Here is a 17,302-nt window from a genome sequence, read left to right as displayed (position 1 = left end):
CCGCCCCGGTCAAGCCCTCGGCCCCCGTCGCCGGCTCGCCGAACGCCGCCAAGGGCGCCCTCCTCGACCTCAACAGCGCCTCCGCCGCCGAGCTCGACGCGCTCCCCGGCATCGGCGCCGCCCGCTCGGCCGCGATCGTCAAGGGCCGCCCCTACAAGGGCAAGGACGACCTCGTGCAGAAGAAGATCCTCTCGCAGTCGGTCTACGACGGCATCAAGGACAAGGTCATCGCCAAGCAGAAGTGATTTTTTGGCAGGTTTGACCGGCGCGCTGTGTTTGAGCCGCGCGCCGGGAATAGGGTGGCGTTCGACACCCCTCGAAAGCGGCCGTCCGCCGACATCGCCTCGGACTTGGCCCCAGGGTGACGATCGGACCCCGGCCGTGAGATGCGCATCGCGGATTTTTGTCGTACCGGTTTTGCGAGGAACCTTACAACATCTCCAGGCCGATGAAAGCGCACGCCAGCCCTGTGCAGATCGCCTTCGCCGACCTGATCGCGAAGGCATTCGATGCGGATTTCGACGCCGCATATCCGGAGAACGGGCGCTTCGCCAAGAGCGACCGCCGCGGCCAGGAATACTGGTATTACCTCGGCTACGCGCGTGACCCGGACGGCGCCAAGAAGGGGAAGGAAACTCAGAAGTACGTGGGGCCGGTTTCGGACCACGAGATCACACGGCGCGTCGAGCGCTTCCAGAACATCCGTGTGAGCTATCGCGAGCGTCGCGAGATCGCCAGCAGTCGTTCAAACCCATCGAAACAGCGCTGTCGCGCCCCAACCTTGTCCCCCACCAGCCAGGGTGATACCCGCCAAAAATTCTCCCACCGTCAAGATCCAAGAACAAGATCCAAGAACATGCCGAGCCACACGATCCGTCTGCATCGCGGCGACTTGCCGGCCGGGTACGATCCGGGGGCGGCGATCGCCGTCGACACCGAGACGCTGGGGCTCAACCCGCATCGCGACCGGCTCTGCGTCGTGCAGGTCTCGAAGGGGGACGGCTCGGCCGACGTGGTGCAGATTTTTCGCGATGGGCCGGTGCCGGAGGTTCTGAAATCCGTCCTCGCCGACGCAGGCGTCCAGAAGATCTTCCACTATGCGCGGTTCGACCTGGCGGTGTTGTACCGGGCGCTCGGGGTGATGCCGGCGCCGGTCTACTGCACCAAGATCGCCTCGAAGCTCGCGCGCACCTACACCGACCGGCACGGGCTCAAGGACGTGGTCCGCGAATGCGTCGGCGTCGATCTGTCGAAGGCGCAGCAATCCTCGGATTGGGGCGCCGACACGCTCACGCCGGCGCAGGTGGAGTACGCGGCGTCCGACGTGCTCCACCTTCATGCGGCGCGCGACCGGCTGAACCGGATGCTGGCCCGCGAAAACCGGGCGGACCTGGCCGAGGCCTGCTTCGCCTTCCTGCCGACCCGCGCGCGGCTCGACCTCGACGGCTGGCCCGAGGTCGACATCTTCGCGCACACCTGAGGCGGCCCGGCGGGGCAACCGGGCCGGGGGCCGTCAGTCGTCGCAGGGCAACAGGTCGGCGCCGTCGGAGATGAACTGCGCGGTGTCGCGCACCGGGCGCGGCGTGCGCGGATCGCGGGCGACGAGGCCGGCCTCCTCGCGCAGGCGGTCGTTGCAGGCGCAGTGCGCCAGCCGGCCGGAGGCGCGGTCCGGCGTGCAGGCGTCGTGGTGGGCGCAGGCGAGGTCGAGGGCGTCCACCGGCGGGTGGTTCGGCCCGCGGTTGCCCGGGCCGCAGAAGTTGCCGTGGATCAGGAAGGCGTTGTGGGCCCTGTCGATGCGCGGCATCTCCTGCGCGTGGCCGAGCGCCGGCAGGAGGGCGAGGACGCCCACGAGGACACCCATGCGGGCGGGCGCCCGGAGGCGGATGGTCGGAGAAACGGTCACGGTCGATCCTGTTCGCTGAAGCCGCCCACGCCGGAAAGATGGGGCGTCGCCTCCGCGAGGCAACCGTTGGACGCGCTGGGCGGTCCGGTCGTCGAGTCGAAGGTCGCGTCCGGGCTCGAAGCCGGCAAGAGTTCGCGCGGCCGGCGAAGGACCAGTCGAGCACGAGCGAATTTCGCAAATGTTAAATCGAATGCTGGGCGTTGCTGCCTCGCGCAGCAAATCCCGGTGCCGGTTGCAGGATAATGCCGCCTCTCAGCCCGCGTGGGTGTCCTGTGGGCGGTCGAAATCCAACGCCGCGGTGTCGATCACGATCTGCGTGCGGCTGATCACCTCGAGCTTGCGCAAGATCTCGGAAACGTGAGCCTTCACGGTCGAATCGCCGACTTGGAGTTCGTGGGCGATCTGCTTGTTGAGCTTGCCCTGGCGGATCATCACCAGCACCCGCACCTGCTGCGGCGTCAGCCGGGCGACGCGCTCGGCCAACGGCGCCTTGCGGCCCGCGCCGCGGGCGGGCGGGCTCGTCTCGGTGAGGCCGGCGGGAATCGAGAGCGCGCCGGAGAGCACGTCCCGGATCGCCCGCGTCAGCGTCGCCTTGTCGACCGCCTTCGGCACGAAGCCGGCGGCGCCATGGTGCAACGCCTCGCGCATGATGCGCCGATCCTCGTGGCCCGAGACCACCAGGATCGGCACGCGGGGGAAGCGGGCGCGGATGGTGACGAGGCCGTCGAAGCCCGAGACGCCCTGCATCGACAGGTCGAGGAGCGTCAGCTCGATGCCGCGGTGGGCAGCGAGCGCGGCGCAGGCCGCCGCGATCCCGTCGGCCTCGTGCAGGACCGCCTCCGGGTAGGACAGCCCGATCGTGCTGGCGAGCGCCTCGCGGAACAGCGGGTGGTCGTCGACGATCAGGAGTTCCATGGCTTCGTCCGCCCGGCCGGCCGCAGGATAGCCGCCGCCGCCAATCAGGCGTTGCACATTCGCCCCCTTCGGCCAAGTCCCGGGGTGCGCCCCTACGGACGGCGGATGGTGAGACGCGGCGGATCTCCGCCAGCCCGATCCGGGCCGTCACGGGTGCGGCGCGGACGTGTTCCTCGCCTGCAACATCGGCCTGCGATCGCGGCGGGTCTTCGGGACGTGATTGGATTTCGCCGACCGCACTCCGTTTGTTCGCGCGAGCACCCGAACGCGGAGCCGGCACGACCGGGCTTCGAACGGGCGGGTGCCGATTTGCTCGATCTCGGACCGCCTTATGTCAACCTCGTCGCATCGGGCGCAGCCCGATGTCACCGTCCCGACCAAGCGCCCCGCGACGGACGCCTTCCAGATCCCCGTCCTCGTGGCGGGCCTGCTCACGATCGCCGTCGTGTGGGTCGGCCTGTCGTACCACCTGCACCTGCGCGAGCAGACCGCCCGGGAGCAGGCGACCCGCGACGTGGTCAACCTGTCGGTCGGGGTCGAGCAGCACGTCGAGCGGCTCCTCGTCGGCGTCGACCAAGTCATGGGCTTCATCGCCGACGACTTCTTCCGCGACCCCAAGACGTTCGACTTCCACGCCTGGCTCCGGCGCGCGACCTCCCTCGAGCACGTCGTCCACCAGATGACCCTGTTCGACGAGCACGGGGACCTTCTCTATGCGCGCACGCCGCTGCCGGCGGGCTCGCCGCGCATCAACGTCCGCGACCGGGCGTACTTCCAGGCGCTGGCCGCGAACCCGGACCAGGGCCTCTACATCGATCGCACGATGAAGGGTCGGATCACCGGCGCCTACGTGATGCAGGTGGCGCGGCGGCTCGCCCACCCCGACGGACGCTTCGCCGGCGTCATCGTCACCTCGATCGATCCCGATTACCTGGCCGGCCAGTTCAAGGCCTTCGACCTCGGCCCCCAGGGCAGCATCGCCCTCGTTGGCAACGACGGCTTCGTGCGCGCCCGCGCGCCACAGACAGCGGGCATGTACGAGCTGGATACCCGCACCCTCGACCTGCCCAGCAAATACTTCCAACAATTTCAACAAAAGACCTCGGACTCGTTCCGGATGGCGAGTCCCTACGATCACGTCACCCGCATCTACGGCTATCGCTCGGTCGGGACGCTGCCGCTCATCGTCAACGTCGGCAAATCCCTCGACGCGGTGATGGCTCCGCTGGCCGCCGAGCGGCTGCACGCCCAGGTCGCCGGCGCCATCGTGACGGCCGTGCTGCTGGCCGTGATCCTCGTTCTAATGCGTGGCTTGGAGCGCGGCAGCCGGCAGCGGGCGGCGCTGGCGCGGACCAACGCGACCCTGGCCGAGAAGGAGGGCGTCGCCCGCCAGGCCGAGGGCCGGGCGCAGGAGGCCAACCGCCTGCTGAGCCTCGCCGCGCAGATCGCCCATATCGGCCACTGGCGCATCGAGCTGCCCGGAAACGCCCTGTTCTGGTCCGACGAGGTGTTCCGCATCCATGGCCGCGACCCGGAAGCCGGGCCACCCTCTCTCGAAGCTGCGCTCGCTTTCTACCACCCGGACGACCGCGAGGCCGTCGCGCGCCACGTCGCGGACGCGGTCGAGACCGGCCAAAGCTTCTCCTTCGCTGCCCGCATCGTCACGTCCGACGGCCGCTTCCGCGACATCGTCTGCCGCGGCCTGTGCGAGCAGGACGCGGCCGGGGCCACGACGGCGGTGTTCGGGACCGTCATGGACGTGACCGACCTGCGCCAGACCGAGCGCGCCGTGATCGACAGCGAGGCGCGCTACAGGCTGCTGGCCGACCACACCAGCGACATGATCGTCCAGGTCGACCTCGACACCACCCGCCGCTACGTCTCGCCCGCCTCGCGCGGGCTCCTCGGCTACGAGCCCGAGGAGCTGATCGGGACGAAACCGATCGACATGGTGCACCCCGAGGACCGGCCCGCGGTCGCCGCCCTGCTCGCGGAGCTCGGAGACGGCCGGCGGACCGAGGCGCTGAAGCGCCAGCGCTACCGCCGCAAGGACGGGGACTACGTCTGGGTCGAGGTCGGCTACCGCCTGGTCCAAGACGCCGCGGGCCGACCCCTCGGCTGCGTCGCCTCGACCCGGAACATCACCGCCCGGGTGGAGGCAGAGCAGCGCATCCGCGCGAGCGAGCACCGTTTCCGCCTGCTGGCGGAGAACACCGGCGAGCTGATCATCCTCGGCCACGACGACGGCCGGCGCTCGTACATCTCGCCGGCCTCCGAGCGCCTCCTCGGCTACGCGCCCGAAGAGCTCGGCGCGATGCGGCTCGCCGACTACGTCCACCCCGACGACCTCGGCCTGCTCTACGCGGCGACGCGCATGCTGTCCCGCGGCCAGGCGGAGGCGACGTGCGAGTACCGGGCGCGGAACAAGGCGCGCGGCTGGATCTGGGTCGAGGGCGTGTTCCGGCGCATCCCGGACGCCCAGGCCGGCGAGCCGACGATCGTCGCCACCTTCCGCGACGTCTCGGAGCGCCGCGCGCAAGGAGAGGCCCTTGCCGACGCCAAGGCGTCGGCGGAACGCGCGAGCGCGGCCAAGACCGACTTCCTCGCCGCGATGAGCCACGAGATCCGCACGCCGCTCAACGCCATCATCGGCTTCACCGACCTGATGGTCGCCTCCGGCCGCCTGCCCCAGGACCTGCAGCGCCAGGCCGAGCTGGTGCGCACGTCGAGCGCGTCCCTGCTCATGGTGGTCAACGACATCCTCGACTTCTCCAAGGTCGAGGCCGGCGCCGTCGCCCTCGACCGGCAGGCCTTCGACCCGCGTGCGCTGGTCTACAACAGCCTCGCGATCGTGCGCGGCGCCGCCGCCGGGAAGGGCCTGGAGGTCCGGGCGGTGATCGATCCGGCCCTGCCCAAGGGCTTGGTGGGCGACGAGGGGCGGCTGCGGCAGGTGCTGCTCAACCTGCTCAACAACGCGATCAAGTTCACGGCGCGCGGCTCCGTCACCCTGAGCGTCCAGCACGGCGGCGCGACCGAGGCCGGCGAGCGCCTGCGCTTCAGCGTGGCCGACACCGGCATCGGCATCGCCCGGGACAAGCAGGACCGCCTGTTCCGGCGCTTCTCGCAGGTGGACGGCTCGATCGGGCGGGATTTCGGCGGCACCGGCCTCGGCCTCGCCATCAGCCGGCAGCTCATCGACCTGATGGGCGGCGAGATCGGCGTCCTGTCCGACGAGGGCGTCGGCGCCACGTTCTGGTTCTCGGTGGTGCTGCCGCACGGGACGGTGGCGCGCAGCATCGCCCTCGTCACGCAGGCTCCGGCGGCGCGGCGCTCGGGCCACCTGCTCCTCGTCGAGGACAACGCGATCAACCAGGAGCTGGCGCGCGCCGTCCTCGAGGTCGGGGGCCACACGGTCGACGTGGTCGACGACGGCGAGGCGGCGATCCGGGCAGTGGAGCGGAGCCGTTACGACCTCGTGCTGATGGACGTGCAGATGGCCGGCATGGACGGGCTGACCGCCACGCGCCGCATTCGCGCCCTCGGCACCCACGCCGCGACCGTGCCGATCGTCGCCATGACCGCCAACGTGCTGACGGACCAAATCGAGGCCTTCCGCGCGGCCGGCATGGACGACCACATCGGCAAGCCGTTCGAGCGGGCGGCGCTCTACCGCCTGATCGACAAGTGGCTGGCTTGGAACGCCGGAACCGCGCCGTCCGATCTGAGCGTTGCCGGGCTTCGTGCCGGCCTGCCCGATCAGCAGACCTACGACGCGATGTCGGCGCAGGTCAGGCCCGAGCGGTTGGCCGGCCTGCTGGAGGCGCTGGCCGACGAGTTGGGCGCGAGCTTCCTCGGCGGCGATGCCTCGGCGGAGGAACGCGACCAGCTTCGCTTCGAAGCACATACGCTCACCAGCTCGACCGGCATGCTCGGCTTCACGGCGTTGTCCGATGCCTGCCGGGCGCTGGAGGGCATCCACGAGCAGCGCGTGGTCGGCGAGGGGCTGGAGGTGTTCCGGCAAGACTTGGAGCAGGTCCGCTCGCTCTGCCGCCAGGCGAAGGCGGCATCGCTGGTCCTGCTTCGGGAGGCGCAGGCCGGCGGCGCCCGATCGATCACGAACACGTAGCTCGGGCGTCGGTGCGCCGCGGGCCGAAGGACCCCGTCTCGAACATCCCCAAGCGGCGGCTCGGGGTTTCCGGCCCCGTTGCAGGTTTCGATGGCGCGCCACATACTCGCGCACCTCAACAACCCGCGGATCAACCGGGGGCGGACGACGATCGGGAGCGGGACGTGGCGGACGGAACGCAGGTGCGCACGCATCTGTGCGGCATCAGGACGGCCTGGACGGAGCGCGGCTCCGCCGGCGAGGCCGTGGCCGAGATCGCGCGGGCGTTCGGCGCCGGGGTGGCGCAGCTCCTGGTGTTCTTCTCCCCCGACTACGATCCCGAGACCCTGAACCGCCGGCTTGCCGAGGCGTTTCCGCGGGCCGAGATCGCCGGCTGCACCATGTCGGGCGGGATCGCCCCGGCCGGCGGGCTCGACCGCGGCCTGGTGGCGATCGCGTTCCCGGCCGACGGCTTCCGCATCGTCTCGACGGTGCTCGACGCGATCGACCACCTCGACGTCGAGCGCACCGCGGGCGCGGTGCGGGCCCTGCGCCGCCGGTTGGAGCCGCAGGGGCCCGACCACACCCAGCCGACCCAGTGCTTCGCGCTCTCGCTGATCGACGGGATGACCAACGCCGAGGAGACAGTGGTCTCGGCCATCACCTGGGCCCTGGAGGGCATCCCCCTCGTCGGCGGCTCGGCTGGCGACGGCCTCACCTTCCGCGACGCGGTGCTGCTGCATGGCGGCGCGATCCACCGCAACGCCGCCGTGCTGCTGCTCGTCGAGAGCGACTTCCCGGTGCAGATCTTCAAGAGCGACAACTTCGAGCCGACCGACGTCAAGTTCGTGGTGACCGCCTCGAACGGCGAGGCCCGCACCGTCTACGAGCTGAACGCGGAGCCGGCCGCGCGCGAATACGCCATGGCGGTGGGGCTCGACCCCGAGCGGCTGACACCGATGAGCTTTGCCGCCTACCCGCTCGCGGTGAAGGTCGGCGGCGAGTACTTCTGCCGCTCGATCCGGCGGCTCAACGCCGACGGCTCCCTCAGCTTCTTCTGCGCGATCGACGAGGGCGTGGTGCTGACGCTCGCCGAACCGCGCGACATCGTCGCCACGACCCGGGCCGAGCTCGCCCGGCTCGATCTGGCGCTCGGCGGCGTCGACCTGATCATCGGCTTCGAGTGCGTGCTGCGCCGCCTCGACGCCGAGAGCCGGCAGGTGCGCCAGGGCATCGCCGACCTCTACCGCCGCTACGACATGGTCGGCTTCGAGACCTACGGCGAGCAGTACCGGGCGATGCACCTCAACCAGACCCTGACCGGCATCGCCATCGGCAAGCGACCGGCTGATGTGATGAGGCCGGCCGACGCGCCGCCGGCCCCTCCGGCGACCCCATGACCCTGCACGCGCCCGGGCTGGAGGGCGAGGCGTCCCTGCGCCGGCGCATCGCCAAGCTCGAGCGGATCAACGCCGCGCTGATGGCCCATGTCGAGCGCAGCACCGACCAGCGCGGCGGCGCCTACGCCCTGTTCCAGACCGCGATCACCCTCGAGGGGCGCATCCGCACCCGCACCGAGGAGATGACGGCGCTGATGCACCGCCTGGAGCGCTCGAACGAGGCGCTGGCGGCGGCCAAGGACGAGGCCGAGACCGCCAACCGCTCCAAGACCCGGTTCCTCGCCGCCGCGAGCCACGACCTGCTGCAGCCGCTGAACGCCGCCCGGCTCTCGATCTCGGCGCTCGCCGACCTGCCGCTCGGGCCGGAGGCGAGCCTGATCGGGGCGCAGGTCGAGCGCGGGCTGCAGACCATCGAGGACCTGATCAAGACCCTGCTCGACATCTCCAAGCTCGATGCCGGCATCGTCCGCCCGCAGGTGCGGCCGGTCGCGCTGCCCGACCTGCTGGCCGGGCTGGCGGCGAGCTTCACGCCGTTCGCCGCGCGCAAGGACCTGCGCCTGCTGGTGCGCAGCCCGGACCTGGCGGTGTCGAGCGACGGCCTGCTGCTGCGGCGCATCCTGCAGAACCTGCTCTCCAACGCGATCCGCTACACCGCCTCCGGCGGCGTCGCCCTGGTCGCCCGCCGCCGCGCCGGCGCCGTGCGGATCGACGTGATGGATTCCGGCTGCGGCATCGCCGCCGACGAGCACGCGCTGGTGTTCGACGAGTTCTACCGCGGCAGCGCCGCCGCGGGCGATTCCGGTGGAGCCGAAGCCGACGGCCCGGGTCTCGGCCTGGGGCTGTCGATCGTGCGCCGCATGGCGCTGGCCCTCGACCACCCGCTGGCACTCGCCTCCCGCCCCGGTCACGGCACGCGGGTGTCGCTCACCGTGCCGGAGAGCGACGCGCCGGCCGGGGCGGAGGCCGAGACGCGCCGGCTGCCGGTGGCGACGCCGCTCTCGGGCGCCCGCGTCGTCGTCGTCGAGAACGACGCCGCCACCGCCGACGCGCTCACGCGTCTGCTCCAGACCTGGGACGCCGAGGTCGCCACCTTCCGCGACCTGGCCGGCGTCAACGCGGCCCTGCGCGCGGGCGGCCTCGAGCCCGACATCCTGATCCTCGACTACCACCTCGACGACGGCGCCTGCGGCCTCGACGTCGCCGTCGCGCTCAAGGCCGGGCGCACCGCGCCGCTGCCGGTGATCGTCACCACCGCGGACCACGCCCCCGAGATCGCGGCGGAGGCGGCGCGCCTGGGCGCAGAACTCATGCACAAGCCGATCAAGCCGGCGCAGCTGCGCGCGCTGCTGACCTACCTGCTGGCGTGAGGGCGGCGCCCGGCGATCAGGCCGCCGGCGCGACCTCGGCTGCAGCGGGGGCATGCTTCTTCCGCTTGCGCTTGCGCGCCCGGACGACGGTGTCGGCCTCCTCGTCGGCGCCGCGCTCGGACAGAGCGAAGCCGTGCAGGTCCGCCAACGCGCCCGCCGGAGCCTCGGCCAGGGCGTAGAAGGCGGCGCGGACGATCTCCTTCTTGCTTGCCTCCGGGTGCTTCTCCCGGATCGCGGCGCGGATCTCCTTCGGCTTCATCCCCGGCGTGACGACGTCGCGCATCGTCGCCGCGACTTCCGCGATGGACGCCATGTGTGGTCTCCTCGACGCAACCGGCCGGTCGATTCCGGCGGCGAAGCTTAACCCATGTGACAATGCGACGACACGGCCACACCTCTGGTATATCGCCGACCAGACCTCGTCCGCGCAGGCCCGACGCCGTATCGAAATTCCGTTCCTTCACGAGACCGGAACCAACTTCCAGGGCGCACCTCTGCCGAGAGGCGCGCCTTGTTTCGTCGGGGCTGGATGTTTCGCGACTGAGTCACCGTCCCGAGCCGCGCAGCAGCATCTTGAGGCGCTGGTCGGCGTCGTCGATGCGGGCGGCGATGCCGCGGCGGATGCATTTGCCGAGGGTGTCGCCGGCATAGAAGCCGAGTTTCGCCTCCTGCTCGCGGCAGGCGGAGGTCGGCGGCCAGGCCAGGAACGCGGCGGCGGCGATGGCGATGACGAGGATCTCGATCACCAGCCAGCTTCCCCAGCCGAGGCGGAAGCCCTCGCGCTTGCCCGCGCCGTGCCGGGGCCGGCGCGGCGCGGCCGACGCGGCCTGGGTCTCCGGCCGGGTCAGGCTGTCCGGGTTCTGCGCGGGCGCCACGATTCGGTTCAGGCGGGTGCGCGCCCGCTCCGCGTCGGTGAGCGGGCGCGGTGCGGCGCCGTCGGTGGGGTGGGCGTACATGGTCGGCTCGTTCAGAAGAGGGCGCATGGGGGCTCGGTGCCGCGGCTAAACCGGCCGCGGACCGAAATCAGTTCATCGCCCGGCGCAGGGCGGCGAGGTCGGTGGGGAGCGACAGGGCGCCGTTCAGGATCTCGCCGCGGGCGCAGGCGCCGGCCTTGAACAGCTGGCCGAGGCCGGCGCCGGCGCGCGATCCGCAATCGGTCACGAGGTAGCTCGCGGCGAACAGCGCCGTCGGGGCGAGGAACAGCGCGAGCTTGAGGAGCGAGAACGCCCGCCCGAACACGCCCCGGCGTCGCGGCCGCGGCTCGTCCCAATCCGCGTCGCGCGCGTACCGCTCGTCATCCTGGTGCATGGCCGGACCGACCTCCCGGGGCGCCTTCGATGGACCGCATGGCCGGCCGCAGCGTGAGAATGCCGTCCCGACTTGAACATCTCGCTAAGCGACGTGCTTAACGGCGGCGCACGCCCCCGGCCCTGCCGTCGCCCAAACCTTGGCGAAGCAATTGCAAAGGCCTAAGCCGCGGGGTGGGATCGGGCCGGCCGCGCGAGTCGTCCGCGGGCGGACATCCGCGCCGCCGCATCAAACCGGGAGCAGCCCTTGGCCACCATCATTCCCGTCGCCTCCTTCGACTACGTCGTGTTCGGCGCGACCGGCGACCTCACCACCCGCAAGCTGCTGCCGGCCCTGTACCACCGCTACAAGGACGGCCAGATCCCGCCGACCTCCCGGATCATCGGCGCCTCGCGCTCGGAACTTGCGGTCGAGGCGTTTCGCGCCCGCACGCGGGACGCGCTGAAGCGCTTCGTGGCGGCCGACGACCTCGACGAGGCGACGCTCGCCGCCTTCCTCGACCACCTCGACTACGTGGCGGTGGACGGGGCCGGCGACGACGGCTGGCCCGACCTCGTGGCCAAGCTCGACGAGCGGCCCGACCAGGTGCGCCCGTTCTACCTCGCGACCTCGCCCGACCTCTACGGCTCGATCTGCCGGAACCTCGCCAAGTTCGGCCTCGTCGGCGAGAAGTCCCGCGTCGTTCTGGAGAAGCCGATCGGCAAGGACCTCAAGTCGGCCCGCGCGATCAACGACGCGGTCGGCGAGGTGTTTCCGGAAGAGCAGATCTTCCGGATCGACCACTACCTCGGCAAGGAGACGGTGCAGAACCTGCTGGCGCTCCGCTTCGCCAACACGATCTTCGACCGGCTTTGGACGGCGGACGTGATCGACCACGTCCAGATCACGGTGGCCGAGACCGTCGGCGTCGAGGGCCGGGCCGGCTACTACGACACGTCGGGGGCGCTGCGCGACATGCTGCAGAACCACATCCTGCAGCTCCTGTGCCTGACCGCGATGGAGAGCCCGCTCAACCTCGATGCCAACTCGGTGCGCGACGAGAAGCTCAAGGTGCTGCGCGCCCTGAAACCGATCACGGCCGGCGACGTGCAGCAGGTGACGGTGCGTGGCCAGTACGTGCAGGGCGCCGTCGACGGCAAGCCGGTGGAGGGCTACCTCAACGAGCTCGGGCACGACAGCCGCACCGAGACCTTCGTGGCCTGCAAGGTCGAGGTTCAGTCGTGGCGCTGGGCCGGCGTGCCGTTCTACCTGCGCACCGGCAAGCGCCTGCCGCAGAAGCTCTCCGAGATCGTGGTGCAGTTCCGCGCCGCGCCGTTCTCGATCTTTCCCGAGGAGTCGTTCGGGCGCGAGCCGAACCGCCTCGTCATCCGCCTGCAGCCGCAGGAGGGGATGAAGCTCGAGGTGATGACCAAGGATCCCGGCCCCGGCGGCATGCGCCTCCGGCCGACCAACCTCGACATCTCCTTCGAGGAGACCTTCAAGCAGCGCTACCCGGACGCCTACGAGCGCCTGCTGATGGACGTGGTCCGCGGCAACGCCACCCTGTTCATGCGCCGCGACGAGGTCGAGGTCGCCTGGGCCTGGGCCGACAGCCTGCTCAAGGCCTGGGCCGACCGCCGGGAACCGCCGCGCGCCTACCCCGCCGGCAGCTGGGGCCCCACCGCCGCCATCGCCCTGATCGAGCGCGACGGGCGGACCTGGCATGAGGAGCTTCGATGACCTCGTTCGCACGCTGTCTGGCAGGCCTCGCGCTCCTCGCGACGCCGGCGCTCGCCGAAGGCCCCGGCACCGGGCAGGACTACGCCCCGAGCGGATCGCCGGGCGGCGCGCGGCCCGACACCCGGGCGCTGACCTGCGCGGACGCCGCCGCCCTCGTCGCCCGTGCCGGCGCCGTGGTGATGACCACCGGCGCGATGACCTACGAGCGGATCGTCCGCGACGGCGGCTTCTGCACCATCGAGCTGACGGCGCGGCCGGCCTTCGAGGCCACCCGTGACGTGCGGATGTGCTTCGTCGGCTACCGGTGCGTCGAGCGCATGCAAGAGGGTCGAGACGGGCCGTGACGGGATCGACTGGCCTCAGGCTGCGGGGACGCCGATCAGCTCGGCCTGAAGGTCGCCGAGATAGGCGCTGAGCCGGGCGGTGATCGCCGAGTCGGCGCATTGGACCCAGAGCGGCACCGGCAGGGCGGCGCGCGGGCAGCGCAGGATGATCCGCTCGGCCGAGAGGGCGGCCTGCCGCTCGGTCGCCGCCGCCAGGAGCTTCGAGCCCGCGGGCGTCCCGATCATGATGGCGATGCTCGTCATGCCGGGCCAACCCGCGAGCGCGCCGTCCGTTGCCTGCGTGCGGGTGGCCGGGACGGCGTGTCGCGTGCGCTATCCCGCCCGTCGGGCGTACCCTATCTTGGCCGCGGCCCGCGGGAGACGGAGGCCCGGGCAAATGGGGGTTGGAACGCCGTGCGACGCCTCCTGAAGTTCCTGCACACGATGGGCGCGATCGGCCTGATGGGGGCGGCGGCCTGCCTGCTGGTGCTGTGCGTGTTCGTACCGCCCACCGCCGACCGGGCCGGATACGCGCTGATGCGCGGGGCGATGGGTGCGGTCGCCACCTGGATCTTCCTGCCCTCGCTCGCGCTCACCCTGCTGTCCGGCCTGCTGGCCCTGGCGCAGCGCGCCTTTCACCGGGCGGTCTGGGCCTGGGCCAAGCTCGCCACCGGCGTGCTGATGTTCGAGGGCGGGCTCGTCTACGTGCAGGGGCCGATGCGGCAGGAGGCCGAGTTGAGCGCCGAGGCGCTGGCCGGCCGCCTCGATCCCGGCCTGCTCGCCCAATCCCTCGGGCCGGAGCGCAACACCCTGTGGCTGCTGCTGTTCGTCGCCACCGCCAACGTCGTCCTCGGCGTCTGGCGCCCGCGGCTGATGCGGCGGGTCGTAACGGCCTCGCGCTCGGCGGGATGACGCTGCGCGGGCTTGTGATGACGCTGCGCGGGCTCGCGACGGGGAACGGATGCACCGGAGATCCGTTGCGCACGAGCGAAATCCGGAGGCCCCCATGGTCGCGATGCCCGTCCGCTACAGCCCCGACCTCGAGCAGGTGAAGCCCGACGAGGGACAGACCATCGAGCGGCTGAACCAGACCTTCGACACCATCCTGACGCGGGTCGCCGACGATTCGGGGCACGCGGTGCGCTCCGTCCACGCCAAGTCGCACGGCATCCTCGAAGGCGTGCTGACGATCGACGCGAACCTGGCCCCGGAGCTGGCGCAGGGCCTGTTCGCCGCGCCCGGCACGCACCCGGTCTACATGCGGCTCTCGACCAACGCTGGCGACATCCTGCCCGACGCCGTGTCGCTGCCGCGCGGCCTCGCCCTGAAGGTGCTCGACGTGCCCGGCGAGCGCCTGCCCGGCGCCGAGGGGACGACGCAGAACTTCATCTTCGTCAACGGCAAGGTGTTCCAGGCGCCGAACGCCGAGAAGTTCCTGGGCAGCCTCAAGCTGCTCGCGGGCACCACCGACCGGGCCGAAGGCCTGAAGGTCGCCGCCTCCACCGTGCTGCGCGGGGTGAACAAGGCGCTGCACGCGGTCGGCATCGACAGCACCACCGTGGGCGCCCTCGGCGGCGCGCCGAACGTCGACCCGCTCGGCGAGACCTATTACAGCGTCACCCCGTTCCGGTACGGCGACCATGTCGCCAAGTTCTCGATCGCCCCCGTCGCCCCGGCGTTGACCGCGCTCACCGGCACCGAGATCGACGCCTACGGCCGGCCGAACGCGATCCGCGAGACCGTCAGCGCCGAGATGCAGGGCATCGAGGGCGTGTGGGAGTTCAGGGTGCAGCTCTGCCGCGATCGCGAGCGCCAGCCGGTCGAGGACCCGACGGTCGAATGGGACGAGGCGGAGGCGCCGTTCCAGCGGGTCGGGCTGATCACCGTTCGCCCGCAGGACAGCTGGGAGCCGGGCCGGGTCCAGGCGGTGGACGAGCAGATGCGCTTCAGCGTCTGGACCGGGCTCGCCGCGCACCGTCCGCTCGGCAACATCAACCGGGCGCGCAACGCGCCCTACAAGCACTCGGCCGAGTTCCGCGAGCGCTTCAACGGTTGCCCGATCCACGAACCGTCCGCCTGAGCGCCGCGAGAGGGCGCCCGGGGCGTTTCATCGACGAGCCGGAGCGGGGCTCACGCCGCGTCGGCGGCCGCGACCCGGACCGGCTCGCGCGGGGCGGGCCGCTTCGGAGGCGATGGTGCGCGGGTGCCGGCGAGGTCGGCGAGCTCCGGGGCCTGGGCTGTGTCGTCGATCGTGAGGAACAGGCCGCGGGCGCGGGCCGCCCGGCCGAGGTCGGCGCGGCTCGTCAGCACGCTCTGGGCCGGGCTGGTCAGCAGGGCGATCACCACCGGCGACAGCCACAGGGCGAGCCACGGGTCGCCGACGAGGGCAAGCGCGAGGCCGGCCAGCGCGCCGACCACGAGGGCGTCGGCCTGGAGGCGGCAGGCCTCGGCCCAGCTCACCTTGCGGTCGTCGCGGGCCTGGGCGTCCCAGCGCACCACCCGGCCGAAGAAGGTCGAGATCACCGCGCCGGCGGTGAACAGCGTCATCACCGGCCAGAGCAGCACCCAGATCGCCTGTTCGAGCGCCGCGCTCGCGAGCAGCGCGCGGGTTCCGCCGAAGGCGTCGCGGCGCCCCTTGTCGGCGAGCGCGTGGCCGAGGCTCAGGAGCTTCGGCAGGGCCAGCACCGTGACGGTGAGGGCGGCCAGCGCGTGCGCGGCGGCGCCGGCGCCGGTCAGCCCGTAGCCGAGCAGGCCGAGCTCGCCCGTGCGCGCGGCGAGCCACGCGCCGGCGACGAGGTAGGCGATCCAGAGCGGCAGCATCGCGTAGGAGACGATGCCAACCGCGAGGTGCCAGCGGCTCGCCGCCTTGAGGCCGGGCCAGGGCAGGACGCGCAGGTGCTGCATGTTGCCCTGGCACCAGCGGCGCTCCCGCCCGAGCAGGTCGACGAGGTTCGTCGGCATCTCCTCCCAGGTGCCGCCCATCTCCGGCAGCAGGCGGACCTCCCACCCGGCGCGCACCAGCATGCCGCCCTCGACGATGTCGTGGCACAGGATCTCGCCGCCGAGCGGCGCGCGCCCCGGCAGGACGGGGAGCTGGGCGTGGTCGGCGAAGGCCGCGATCCGCAGGATCGCGTTGTGGCCCCAGTAGCTGCCCTCCGGCCCCTGCCAGGTCTCGAGGCAGCGCAACGCCAGCGGCGCGTAGAGCCGCACGGCGAATTGCTGGATGCGGGCGAACAATGTGTCGCGGCCGGCGGCGTAGGAGACGGTCTGGATCAGGCCGGTGGCCGGGCTCTCCTCCATCAGCCGGGCGAGGCGGCGCATCGTGGCGCCGCTCATCAGGCTGTCGGCGTCGAGCACGATCATGAAATCGTATTCGGGGCCGTAGGTGCGGGTGAACTCGGCGATGTTGCCGGCCTTGCGCCCGACGTTCTCGGTGCGGCGGCGATAGCGGATCTCGGGGATGCCGGGGCCGGCGGTCTCGCGCCAAGCCTGGATGCGGGCGAACTCGTGCTCCTCCACCGCGGCGATCGCGCCGTCGCGGGTGTCGGAGAGGACGAACAGGTCGATGTCGCCGCCATCGACGGCGTCGCGGGCGAGCGAGCGCGCCATCACCCGGAGCGCCGAAAACACCGCCACCGGGTCCTCGGCGTGGATCGCCACCACCGCGGCCGTGCGCGACAGGCCCGAGGCGCGGGCCGGCACCGTCTCCGAACGGCGCTCCAGGGCGGATTTCGCCCGCGCGCCGAAGCCGGACGCGACGAGGCCGTAGAGGTACTGCCACGCCACGAACGCCTGCCAGGTCATGACCACCGCGAACAGGACCAGTACCGTTCCCCCGAGCCAGGCCTCGGTCGGGTCGGCGCGCACCGGCTCGGCGAGTGCGGCGAGCCACGCGATCACGGCGCCGACCCCGAGCGAGGGCAGGGCGAGCGCCATCCGCCGCCCGAGCAGCGCGCCGGCCTTGCGACGGCCGTCGCGCTGCCAGGTTTCGGCGCCGCACCTCTCGACAGGGCGCCCGTCGGCGTGGGAGGCCGGCGCGGTCGTGGACGGAATGGGACGCGTGGCGGGCATGGAGCGCATCGAACTCGAAGGTGAGGACACCCCGCCGGCGGCGGGGCCGCGGCTCGGCGCCGGCGAGGGCCGGGGCGACGGGCCGGGGCACGGCCTGCCGGCGCCGTCGCCGAGGGCATCATCCCCGCCGACGAGGCCGACGACCTGTTCATCCTGGTCGGCGCCGTCCGCGTCGGTGACCGCCATCACGG

The 17,302-nt window shown here is 71.7% G+C and carries 16 protein-coding genes; 9 read left to right on the top strand and 7 right to left on the bottom strand.

Annotated features, from left to right (window positions below):
- Both FV234_RS22585 and FV234_RS22580 read left to right on the top strand, forming a co-directional pair.
- Nucleotides 1-245, top strand: a 245-nt coding sequence (locus tag FV234_RS22585; protein WP_147765427.1) for a helix-hairpin-helix domain-containing protein, incomplete at its 5' end; no start/stop codon positions are given.
- 611 nt (nucleotides 246-856) lie between these two features.
- A complete protein-coding gene (locus FV234_RS22580) occupies nucleotides 857-1,480 on the top strand; it encodes a ribonuclease D (protein ID WP_147831776.1) in 624 nt (207 codons plus the stop codon).
- Between the two features lie 33 nt (nucleotides 1,481-1,513).
- Here FV234_RS22580 and FV234_RS22575 read toward each other — a convergent pair whose 3' ends face one another.
- Both FV234_RS22575 and FV234_RS22570 read right to left on the bottom strand, forming a co-directional pair.
- Nucleotides 1,514-1,903, bottom strand: a complete 390-nt coding sequence (locus FV234_RS22575) for a hypothetical protein (RefSeq protein ID WP_238272264.1) — start codon at nucleotides 1,901-1,903, stop codon at nucleotides 1,514-1,516.
- A 252-nt stretch (nucleotides 1,904-2,155) separates the two neighbouring features.
- Nucleotides 2,156-2,818 carry a response regulator transcription factor gene (locus tag FV234_RS22570; RefSeq protein ID WP_147831774.1) on the bottom strand — a complete coding sequence of 221 codons (663 nt, stop codon included), beginning with the start codon at nucleotides 2,816-2,818 and terminating at the stop codon, nucleotides 2,156-2,158.
- A 331-nt stretch (nucleotides 2,819-3,149) separates the two neighbouring features.
- On the opposite strand from FV234_RS22570, the gene FV234_RS22565 reads away from it, so the two are divergent.
- The 3 genes from FV234_RS22565 (at nucleotide 3,150) to FV234_RS22555 (ending at nucleotide 9,690) form a co-directional block, all read left to right on the top strand.
- The gene (locus FV234_RS22565; protein WP_147831772.1) at nucleotides 3,150-6,944 is read left to right on the top strand and encodes a PAS domain S-box protein; all 3,795 of its coding nucleotides are present in this window, start codon (nucleotides 3,150-3,152) and stop codon (nucleotides 6,942-6,944) included.
- Nucleotides 6,945-7,108: 164 nt separating this feature from the next.
- Entirely contained in the window at nucleotides 7,109-8,323 is a 1,215-nt protein-coding gene (locus FV234_RS22560; protein ID WP_147831770.1) for an FIST N-terminal domain-containing protein, read from the top strand.
- Nucleotides 8,320-9,690: a hybrid sensor histidine kinase/response regulator gene (locus FV234_RS22555; protein ID WP_147831768.1), complete on the top strand. Its 1,371-nt coding sequence runs from the start codon at nucleotides 8,320-8,322 to the stop codon at nucleotides 9,688-9,690. Before FV234_RS22560 ends, FV234_RS22555 begins: the two co-directional genes overlap by 4 nt.
- 16 nt (nucleotides 9,691-9,706) lie before the next feature.
- Here FV234_RS22555 and FV234_RS22550 read toward each other — a convergent pair whose 3' ends face one another.
- The 3 genes from FV234_RS22550 to FV234_RS22540 form a co-directional block, all read right to left on the bottom strand.
- Entirely contained in the window at nucleotides 9,707-10,003 is a 297-nt protein-coding gene (locus tag FV234_RS22550) for a hypothetical protein (protein ID WP_147831766.1), read from the bottom strand.
- A gap of 232 nt (nucleotides 10,004-10,235) precedes the next feature.
- Complete coding sequence (locus FV234_RS22545) at nucleotides 10,236-10,673, bottom strand: hypothetical protein (RefSeq protein WP_147764822.1); 438 nt, start codon at nucleotides 10,671-10,673, stop codon at nucleotides 10,236-10,238.
- 40 nt (nucleotides 10,674-10,713) lie between these two features.
- Nucleotides 10,714-10,998, bottom strand: coding sequence for a hypothetical protein (locus tag FV234_RS22540; RefSeq protein ID WP_147831765.1), 285 nt, complete (start codon nucleotides 10,996-10,998; stop codon nucleotides 10,714-10,716).
- A gap of 246 nt (nucleotides 10,999-11,244) precedes the next feature.
- Between FV234_RS22540 and zwf the strand changes: the two genes are divergently transcribed.
- Together zwf and FV234_RS22530 are read left to right on the top strand one after the other, a co-directional pair.
- On the top strand, nucleotides 11,245-12,717 hold the full coding sequence (zwf, locus tag FV234_RS22535) for a glucose-6-phosphate dehydrogenase (RefSeq protein WP_147764820.1): 1,473 nt from the start codon (nucleotides 11,245-11,247) through the stop codon (nucleotides 12,715-12,717).
- The gene (locus tag FV234_RS22530; protein ID WP_187273770.1) at nucleotides 12,714-13,061 is read left to right on the top strand and encodes a hypothetical protein; all 348 of its coding nucleotides are present in this window, start codon (nucleotides 12,714-12,716) and stop codon (nucleotides 13,059-13,061) included. The genes zwf and FV234_RS22530 overlap by 4 nt, the downstream gene beginning before the upstream one ends.
- A 15-nt stretch (nucleotides 13,062-13,076) precedes the next feature.
- Here FV234_RS22530 and FV234_RS22525 read toward each other — a convergent pair whose 3' ends face one another.
- Nucleotides 13,077-13,304 carry a hypothetical protein gene (locus FV234_RS22525; RefSeq protein ID WP_147831763.1) on the bottom strand — a complete coding sequence of 76 codons (228 nt, stop codon included), beginning with the start codon at nucleotides 13,302-13,304 and terminating at the stop codon, nucleotides 13,077-13,079.
- A 150-nt stretch (nucleotides 13,305-13,454) separates the two neighbouring features.
- Between FV234_RS22525 and FV234_RS22520 the strand changes: the two genes are divergently transcribed.
- Both FV234_RS22520 and FV234_RS22515 read left to right on the top strand, forming a co-directional pair.
- A complete protein-coding gene (locus FV234_RS22520) occupies nucleotides 13,455-13,952 on the top strand; it encodes a hypothetical protein (protein ID WP_147831761.1) in 498 nt (165 codons plus the stop codon).
- Between the two features lie 94 nt (nucleotides 13,953-14,046).
- Nucleotides 14,047-15,120, top strand: a complete 1,074-nt coding sequence (locus tag FV234_RS22515) for a catalase family protein (protein WP_147831759.1) — start codon at nucleotides 14,047-14,049, stop codon at nucleotides 15,118-15,120.
- Nucleotides 15,121-15,170: 50 nt separating this feature from the next.
- Here the strand turns inward: FV234_RS22515 and mdoH are convergent, their stop codons facing one another.
- Nucleotides 15,171-16,976, bottom strand: a complete 1,806-nt coding sequence (gene mdoH, locus FV234_RS22510) for a glucans biosynthesis glucosyltransferase MdoH (RefSeq protein ID WP_238272266.1) — start codon at nucleotides 16,974-16,976, stop codon at nucleotides 15,171-15,173.
- Nucleotides 16,977-17,302 lie beyond the last annotated feature (326 nt).

The organism is Methylobacterium sp. WL8, from assembly GCF_008040045.1.
Taxonomy (GTDB): Bacteria; Pseudomonadota; Alphaproteobacteria; order Rhizobiales; family Beijerinckiaceae; genus Methylobacterium; species Methylobacterium cerastii.
Note: the sequence above shows the minus strand (reverse complement) of the source record. Positions and strands in the feature narration are given on the sequence as shown.

Excerpts from the sequence above, each read along its gene's own strand:
- FV234_RS22565 (WP_147831772.1), top strand. The coding sequence starts at position 3,150 with ATGTCAACCTCGTCGCATCGGGCGCAGCCCGATGTCACCGTCCCGACC.
- FV234_RS22540 (WP_147831765.1), bottom strand. The coding sequence starts at position 10,998 with ATGCACCAGGATGACGAGCGGTACGCGCGCGACGCGGATTGGGACGAG.
- FV234_RS22515 (WP_147831759.1), top strand. The coding sequence starts at position 14,047 with ATGGTCGCGATGCCCGTCCGCTACAGCCCCGACCTCGAGCAGGTGAAG.
- FV234_RS22555 (WP_147831768.1), top strand. The coding sequence starts at position 8,320 with ATGACCCTGCACGCGCCCGGGCTGGAGGGCGAGGCGTCCCTGCGCCGG.
- FV234_RS22525 (WP_147831763.1), bottom strand. The coding sequence starts at position 13,304 with ATGACGAGCATCGCCATCATGATCGGGACGCCCGCGGGCTCGAAGCTC.
- FV234_RS22570 (WP_147831774.1), bottom strand. The coding sequence starts at position 2,818 with ATGGAACTCCTGATCGTCGACGACCACCCGCTGTTCCGCGAGGCGCTC.
- FV234_RS22530 (WP_187273770.1), top strand. The coding sequence starts at position 12,714 with ATGACCTCGTTCGCACGCTGTCTGGCAGGCCTCGCGCTCCTCGCGACG.
- FV234_RS22580 (WP_147831776.1), top strand. The coding sequence starts at position 857 with ATGCCGAGCCACACGATCCGTCTGCATCGCGGCGACTTGCCGGCCGGG.
- FV234_RS22545 (WP_147764822.1), bottom strand. The coding sequence starts at position 10,673 with ATGCGCCCTCTTCTGAACGAGCCGACCATGTACGCCCACCCCACCGAC.
- mdoH (WP_238272266.1), bottom strand. The coding sequence starts at position 16,976 with ATGGCGCTCGCCCTGCCCTCGCTCGGGGTCGGCGCCGTGATCGCGTGG.
- FV234_RS22550 (WP_147831766.1), bottom strand. The coding sequence starts at position 10,003 with ATGGCGTCCATCGCGGAAGTCGCGGCGACGATGCGCGACGTCGTCACG.